Below are 8,121 nucleotides of genomic sequence, written 5' to 3'. Positions count from 1 at the left end.
CTGAGACAGAGCCATCACCGGACAGTCCATTTCCTTGGCCAGGAGCTTGAGCCCCCGGACTATCTCGCTGATCTCCTGGTTCCTGTTTTCCGCCCGCCGGTTCTCGGACTGCATCAGCTGCAGGTAGTCTATCACGATGAGGTCCGGCTTTTGTGACCGGGCCGCGGCCCTGCGGCATTGGGCCTGTATGCTGCCGACGGACTGCACGGCGGTGTCGTCTATCAGGATGTTGTCGGTGTTGCAGAGCTCTTCGGCAAAAGCGTTGACCCTTGCCCTCTCTGTTTCCGTCAGACTGGCAGCGCCGAGACATTTTACATCTGTCTCTGCTCCAGAGGCAATGAGCCTTTGGACCAGCTCTTCCTCGCTCATCTCCAGGCTGAATATGGCCACAGTCTTTTCTTCCCTCAGAGCCGCGTGCAGGGCTATGTTCAGGGCAAAGGCCGTCTTGCCCATACCGGGACGGGCCGCCACTATCACCAGGTTCGCGGGCTGCAGGCCGCAAGTGGCCGCATCCAGCTCGCCGAAGCCGGTCAAAACGGTCTTTTGCCCGGCGCTGCCTTTGAGGCGCCGGCAAAACTCTTTTGTTGCTGCGCGTATGCTCTGCAGACTGTCCCCGCTTTTGCTGGGGGACAGGGCGCTCGCAGAAGGCCGGACCTGACTGTCGTTACTATCTTTCATGGCTCCTCCTCAGTTGTCGGCAGGCCCGCGCTCCGCCGCGGGCGAAGCACTTGCCTCCGATATATGATATATCTTTCTGTCTTTAACTCTCTGGACTTGCAGCCCGTAGGGCTGCGCTGCGGGTAACAGCGGGTCGGGGCAGCGGCCTGGGCAGCTGCCGGGGCTTTGTGAATAAACAAGCGTAAAAAAATACGCGGTCACATCCACACCTTCCTTTATACTCATGGCAAAAAGCTGTTGAGACTCTTTGCCGGGGAACATGGTTCTCCATTTATACAGACGATAAAGCAGCCAAAAATGTTCCCGGACAGGCGACATCTTTGCAGGTCCGGGGGAGAGTATTGTCCGTCCCGTTCAACATCAACGTCATCCCGGGGTTGTGACCACGTCACGGAACCGCCAAGGGCCCTTGCTCCCTGCTGCCTGTGGCGGTTTTCCCCGGGGTGTGCTATACTGTAGATGAACGCTCTTTACAAGGAACATCGATATGAAGCTGATCTTACTGGGCATATTGCTCTTTGCCTTTGTCTCCGCGGTCTGGGCGGAGGAGCCGGACATCATTTACCGCTACACTCTGGACGACGACTCGACCCCCCGTTCTTACGACGAGGCCGCTCTGGTGGCCTGCGTGCAGGGCATCGTCAACCGGGACAAGCCTGTGCTGTGGGTGGACGGCAAGAGAGACCGGCACGCCGACGTGTGGCGGGAGAAGATGACAGAGAAGGGCCGCTGGCTCTTCGGCAAAAAGTGGGTGGACATCCGCAGCCTGCCCAACAGGGAGGCTATGGAGGAATACAACGCCCTGCTCAAACGCCTGGAGGCAAAATACGAAAAGATCTACCGGGAGACCGGACAGAGGATGAAGGGCCTGCCCACGCCTCCCCGTATCGTTGACGAGGAGACCGTGGACGCTCTGGACGTGCTGGTCAAGTGGGCGGGGGACCGGATAAAGGGCGCCGTCATATGGGACCCCGAAGTGCCCGCCACCTTCAACGCGGCCTTTACCATAGCCGGTGCCGAGGATCTGGTGGTCCTGAGCCCCGATTTTGCCCGGAAGTATCTGGGCAGCTGGAAGCTGGAGGTAAAGCACGACCTGCGGGGCCGGTTTGACGGCTCCGAGACGGGCTCTGCCAAAAACGACGTGTACCGCTGGGTCATCAGAGAGTATCTGGACAAGGGCAAGTGCTCCAAAGACTTTTTGTTCCTCAACACCGACGCCTGGGGCACCAGGGAAAAGGGCGACCTCACCTACGTGCTCACCCGGGACTGGGCCATCGCCAACCGGGGCTTCGTCTTTGACCTGTCGCCCTGGGGCACCGAGGCTCCCGGGGACGACCCTGACCAGCCTCTGGGCACCGATCTCGCCACCTACAAGCTGATGCTGGAGGCCCTTGACCGGCAGACAAAGGGCAGGCAGATGACCGAGCTGGCGGGCTTTTTCTGCTTTGAAAAATACAGCGATTACAAGAATCTCAATTCCTTCAATCCCGTGGCCACCGAGTGGGAGACCGTGTTCCTCGTCACTCCTTACAACGTGTATCAGAACACGGCGGACGGGGCCTGCTACAACAAGTCTTTCCACAGCAAATTCAAGTTCAAAAATCTGAAGCAGCGGATAAACAAGCGTCCCAGGGCGCAGCTGGAAAACAAGACCTACGTGTGCATCCTCATGGCTGATTATGACAGCGCCGTGCCTCTGTATCAGTTCCTGCCGGACTATTGGTCCGACGAGCGCAGAGGGGAGATCCCTCTCAGCTGGGGCATCGATCCCAACCTCATCGACACCTATCCCGACGTCATCAGCTACTACTATGAGACCGCCACCGAGAACGACTATTTCGTGGCGGACGCCACCTGCGCGGGCTACTTCAACCCCAGCCGTATCCTGCCGGAGAACATGCCCCTTTTCGTCAGGCACAACCAAAAGTATTACAAGGCTCTGGATATGGACATCTCGCCCATGGTGCTGGACGTGGAGGAGCCTTCGCCTATGGTGAAGGACGCCTTCGCCAAATTCTCCCCCCGGGGCTACGGCGCCATGGTGGACGGCCAATGGCACGGCACCGACGCCCGCAACCCTCAGGCGCAGATCTGGAAGGGCATGCCCATCACCGACCTATCCAACACGGGAGACGCTGCCTCCATAGCCGGCATGATCAAATACTTCAAGCCCGGACAGCCCTCCTTTTTCTATCTGAGGATCGTGTGGAACTGGCCCTGGCAGGTGATAGAACGGATGGACGAGGTAAAAAAGCTGTGCCCCGGCTATGACATAGAGATAGTGGACCCCTACACCTTCTTTGAGCTGCGGAAGCAGGACCTGAAGAATAAGGGTATGGATCTGAAATGACGCCTGCGCCGCTTTTGTCCCCCAAAAATCTGCGATTTTTCGGGGACCCCGCCGTTCGCGCCGCCGCGAACGGCTTTTTTTTTGCGTTTGGAGAGAAAAAGCTCTCGTCATCCCGGCGCCGGGATGACGGCGGAGGAGTTCCCCGGTCTGTGGCGGTTTTTCCCTGTGTGTGCTATACTGTAGATGAACCATCTAAATGAGGAAACGACATGAAACACATCATCATTGCCCTTCTGCTCCTGGCGGCGGCGCCCCTGTGGGCTGCTGCGCCTCAGGTGATATACCGCTACACCCTCAATGACGACGGGACTCAGCGGGCCTACGACGAGGCTCTGGCGGTGGCCTGCGTGCAGGGCATCGTCAACCGGGACAAGCCTGTCCTGTGGGTGACTGCCCGGAACGACAAAAATGCCGACGTGTGGCAGCAGATCATGACCGAAGACGGGCGCTGGCTCTCCGGCGCCGAATGGGTGGACCTGACGCCTGCGCAAGGGGGCAAGGACCCTCTCACCGAGCTGGTCCTGCGGGCCGGCAAGAAGATAAAGGGAGCCGTCATATGGGATCCCGCGGTGCCCGCCACGGTGAACGTGGCCACCACCATTGCTGGCGTGGAGGACCTGGTAGTCCTGAGCCCCGAATTTGCCGAGCAGTATCTCCCGAAGTGGAAGCTGAAGGTCAAGCGGGATCTGCGGGGCAAGTTTGACGGCTCGGAGACGGGTTCCGCCAAAAACGACGCCTACCGCTGGGCAATCAGAGAGTATCTGGACAAGGGCAAGTGCTCCCGGGACTTCATCTTCCTCAACACAGACGCCTGGAACCAGCGCAGCGGCGGCGTCATGTCCTGGGTCTGCGTCCGGGACTGGGACGTGATGAACAGGGGCTTTGTCTATGACCTGTCTCCCTGGGGCGACGAGGCCCCCGGGGACGACCCGGACCAGCCTTTGGGCACGGATCTGGAGACCTACCGGCTGATGCTGGCGGCCCAGGCCCGGCAGACCAACGGCAAACAGATGACCGAGGTGGCGGGCTTCTTTGACTTTGCAAAATATTCCAACGCGGGCTACGGCAGCAAGCACCCGGTAGGCACGGAGTGGGAGACCGTGTATCTCATCACTCCCTACAACTGCTATCAGAATACGGCGGACCATAATTGCTACAACAAGTCCTTTCACAGCAAGTTCACTTTCACAGACCTGCAGCAAAAGGCGGACAAGCGGCCAAAGGCCCAGCTGGAGGAAAAGGTGTATCTGTGCGTGCTGATGGCGGACTATGACAGCGCCACGCCTCTCTACGTATTCCTGCCCAAATACTGGCAGGACCCCCGCCGGGGCGAGGTGCCTCTCAGCTGGGGCATCAATCCCAATCTCATCAACACCTATCCCGACGTCATCAGCTACTACTATGAGACCGCCACCAAGAATGATTATTTCGTGGCGGACGCCACCTGCGCCGGCTACTTCAACCCCACCCGGGTGCTGCCGGAGAACATGCCTCTCTTTATCAGGCACAACCAACGGTATTACAAGGCTCTGGACATGGACATCTCCCCCATGGTGCTGGACGTGATGACCGCCACGGACCTGGTAAAGGACGCCTTTGCCAGATTCTCTCCCCGGGGCTACGGCGCTCTGGTGGGGGACTGGCACGGCACCGGCGCCCGGAATCCCGAGCCCCAGGTGTGGAAGGGCATGCCCATCACGGACCTCAGCAACGTGTCGGACGCCGCCGGTATAGCTTCCCTCATCAAAAAGGGCAAGCCCGGCGAAGCGGCCTTTTACTACCTGAGGATCGTGTGGGAGGCCCCCGGCCCGGTGATCGACAGGCTGGACGAGGTAAAAAAGCTGTGCCCCGGCTACGACATAGAGATAGTGGACCCCTACACCTTCTTTGAGCTGCGGAAGCAGGACCTGATACGGAAGGGCATGGATCTGAAATGACGCCTGCGCCGCTTTTGACCCCCAAAAATCTGCGATTTTTCGGGGACCCCGCCGTTCGCGCCGCCGCGAACGGCATTTTTTTTGCGTTTGGAGAGGAAAAAGCTCTCGTCATCCCGGCCCAAATCGCAATATGTGTAATGCGTCAGCATTACGCGATTTGGGGGAAGGGACCTCGGGCGGGACCCGTTTGCCCGTTCCTTGCTCTGCCAACGGCAGAGAGGGCAAATGGGGAGGACCCGGCAAAAAGTACAGACGACAGGCCGAAGCAAGACGTGAAACAATAGTCCCGATAAACAGTCAAAAGAATAGCTTAGCCAGACAAAGGACCCCGAATATGTTCGTCTATATAACTGCCAACAAAGTAAATACCGTGTTTTATATCGGAGTGACCAACGATTTGCTTCGACGCATGTATGAGCACAAAAGCGGTCTGACCAAAGGCTTCACCAAAAAGCACAAGGTGACCAGGCTGGTGTATTTCAAAGAGATACAGGACAACAACGAAGCCATACTCTGGGAAAAGCGATTGAAAAAATACAGGCGCAGCGACAAGCTGCGATTGATAAAAGCCGAAAACCCCGACTTGAAAGATCTGTCCGAAGAGTGGGAATTCGGAGAGCTGGGCGTGCCTGTTGAATACACACAGTTTCCCGGCCGTTCATAGGATCGACGGGAACACAAAAGACTCTTTGACCCAGCTCCGAATGCTCTTCCCGTCACTGCTATGGCCGGGTCCTCCCCGTTTGCCCTCTCCGGCTCTGCCGGAGCAATGAACGGGCAAACGGGTCCCGCCCGAATTACACCCCGGCGAAACCTTTTTCGCCGGGGACCCCGGTCCCTTCCCGGAAATGGCCAAACGCTGCGCGTTTGATCTGTTGCCATTTCCGCCGGGATGACGATCCATTCTCCTTCTCCGCCGTGCGCCCCTTCTATGAAAGCTCCTCTTCCCCGCGATACGGCCCCCCCCAACGGCCTTTGGCCGTCGGTGCCCCCGTAGACCACCCCAAAAAATCTGCGATTTTTCGGGGACCCCGGGATCTCTTACCGCCAAGCCTGACGGCTTGTCGCCGAGATGACGCGGGGTTGCGGCGCCGGGATGACGGCGGAGGAGTTCCCCGGCCTGTGGCGTTTTTCCCGGGGGTGTGCTATACTGATTATGAAAAAAAGTCCGGGGAAACGACTATGAAGACACTTATTACGGCGCTGCTCGCCTGTATTTGCGCGGCGCCCCTGTGGGCCGCGGGCCCCGGGATCATACACAAATACACCCTGCTGGACGACGGCTCTCAGCGGGCCTATGACGAGGCGGCGGCCGCCGGCTGCATGCAGGGCCTCATAAACAGGGAAAAGCCCGTTCTGTGGATGACGGGCAAAAGGGAAAACACTCCCGATATCTGGGAGAGGATATTCACTCAAAAGGGGCGGTGGCTCTCCGGCAGCCGCTGGGAAGACGTGAAGCCGCAGGGCGGGGAAAAGGACGCCCTGGACGCCCTTTTTGCTCTGGCAAAGGACAGGATCCGGGGCGCCGTCATATGGGACCCAGGGGTGCCGGCTTCCTTTGACGCGGCGGTGACTGCGGCCGGGGCGGAGGACCTGGTGGTCCTGAGCCCGGAATTTGCCCGGGAGTATCTGCCCTTGTGGAAGCTGGAGGTAAAATACGACCTGCGGGGCAGGTTTGACGGCTCGGAGACGGGCTCCGCCAAGAATGACGCCTACCGCTGGGCCATACGGGAGTTTTTGGCAAAGGGCCGCTGCTCCCGGGACTATCTGTTCCTCATGACCGACGCCTGGAGAGCCCGCCGGGACGGCAACGCGGGCTTTATCACTTCCATAGACTGGGCGGTCGCCAACCGGGGCTTTGCCTTTGACCTGTCCCCCTGGGGCACCGAGGCTCCCGGGGACGACCCGGACCAGCCTCTCGGCACTGACCTGGAGACCTATACGCTGATACTGAAGACTCAGTATACAGTAAACGGCGGAAAGCGGATGACCGAGCTCGCGGGCTTTTTTGACTTCAACAAGTATTCCAGTGTGGAATTCGGCTCCCACCATCCGGTGGGGACCGAATGGGAGACCGTGTTCATCATATCCCCCTGGAACGTGTATCAGAACACCGAGAACCACAAGTGCCTGAACAAGTCCTTTCACAGCAAGTTCCGCTTCAAAAACCTGAAGCAGCGGGCAAGCAAGCATCCCGCGGCTGCTCTGGAAAACAAGACCTATATATGCATCCTCATGGCCGACTACGACAGCTGCAGGCCCCTCTACTGTCTGCTGCCCGGCTTCTGGGCCGATCCTGCCAGAGGCACCGTGCCCCTCAGCTGGGGCATCAATCCCAATCTCATCAACACCTATCCCGACATAGTCAGCTATTACTACGAGACCGCTACCGGGAACGACTATTTCGTGGCGGACGCCACCTGCGCCGGCTATTTCAACGCCACCCGCATACTGCCCGAAAATATGCCCCTTTTCGTGAAGCACAACCAAAAGTATTACAGGGCTCTCGATCTGGACATCTCGCCCATGGTGCTGGACATGATGCCTCCCACCGACACGGTGAAGGACGCCTACAGCAAATTCTCTCCCCGGGGCTACGGGTCCATGGTCCTGGACTGGCACGGCATGGGCTCCCGGGACCCCGAACCCCAGGTCTGGAAGGGCATGCCCATCACCACCCTCTACAACACGGAGGACGGCCCTGCCAAAACGTCCGGTATGATCAGATATTACAGTCCGGACCAGCCCCTGTTTTTCTATCTGAGAATGGTGTGGATAAAGCCCTCCGAGGCCATAAGCTTTGTGGAAGAAGTGAAGAAGCTGTGCCCGGAGTACGACATAGAGATAGTGGACCCCTACACCTTTTTTGACCTGAGGAAGCGGGACCTGATACGGAAGGGCATGGATCTGAAATGACGCCTGCGCCGCTTTTGACCCCAAAAAATCTGCGATTTTTCGGGGACCCCGCCGTTCGCGCTGCCGCGAACGGCTTTTTTTTGCGTGTGGAGAGGAAAAAGCTCTCGTCATCCCGGCCCAACTTCGGGGTCCCCGAAAAATCGCAGATTTTTTGGGGTATAAAGCCCCTGCTCAAGCCGAAGGGCAAGCGTCGCCGTCAGGCGCAAGGCGGAAAAGGCAGAAATGCAGCCGGGGTCCCCG

At 58.7% G+C, this 8,121-nt stretch carries 5 protein-coding genes; 4 read left to right on the top strand and 1 reads right to left on the bottom strand.

All coding sequences use genetic code 11. The annotated features are described in order from the left end of the window. A partial coding sequence (locus IK083_02615) for a DnaB-like helicase C-terminal domain-containing protein (GenBank protein MBR4748450.1) occupies positions 1 to 678 on the bottom strand: 678 nt, incomplete at its 3' end. A gap of 487 nt (positions 679 to 1,165) precedes the next feature. On the opposite strand from IK083_02615, the gene IK083_02610 reads away from it, so the two are divergent. From IK083_02610 to IK083_02595, 4 genes are all read left to right on the top strand, one after another. Then, on the top strand, positions 1,166 to 3,028 hold the full coding sequence (locus IK083_02610; protein MBR4748449.1) for a hypothetical protein: 1,863 nt from the start codon (positions 1,166 to 1,168) through the stop codon (positions 3,026 to 3,028). Positions 3,029 to 3,237: 209 nt separating this feature from the next. After that, complete coding sequence (locus IK083_02605) at positions 3,238 to 4,965, top strand: hypothetical protein (protein MBR4748448.1); 1,728 nt, start codon at positions 3,238 to 3,240, stop codon at positions 4,963 to 4,965. 334 nt (positions 4,966 to 5,299) lie between these two features. After that, positions 5,300 to 5,629, top strand: a complete 330-nt coding sequence (locus tag IK083_02600) for a GIY-YIG nuclease family protein (protein ID MBR4748447.1) — start codon at positions 5,300 to 5,302, stop codon at positions 5,627 to 5,629. A gap of 518 nt (positions 5,630 to 6,147) precedes the next feature. Then, the gene (locus IK083_02595) at positions 6,148 to 7,881 is read left to right on the top strand and encodes a hypothetical protein (protein MBR4748446.1); all 1,734 of its coding nucleotides are present in this window, start codon (positions 6,148 to 6,150) and stop codon (positions 7,879 to 7,881) included. Positions 7,882 to 8,121: the final 240 nt, after the last annotated feature.

It is taken from the genome of Abditibacteriota bacterium (assembly GCA_017552965.1).
Lineage (GTDB): Bacteria > Armatimonadota > UBA5829 > UBA5829 > UBA5829 > RGIG7931.
Note: the sequence above shows the minus strand (reverse complement) of the source record. Positions and strands in the feature narration are given on the sequence as shown.

Coding starts and splice junctions, on each gene's coding strand:
- IK083_02600 (MBR4748447.1), top strand. CDS start 5,300: ATGTTCGTCTATATAACTGCCAACAAAGTAAATACCGTGTTTTATATC.
- IK083_02610 (MBR4748449.1), top strand. CDS start 1,166: ATGAAGCTGATCTTACTGGGCATATTGCTCTTTGCCTTTGTCTCCGCG.
- IK083_02605 (MBR4748448.1), top strand. CDS start 3,238: ATGAAACACATCATCATTGCCCTTCTGCTCCTGGCGGCGGCGCCCCTG.
- IK083_02595 (MBR4748446.1), top strand. CDS start 6,148: ATGAAGACACTTATTACGGCGCTGCTCGCCTGTATTTGCGCGGCGCCC.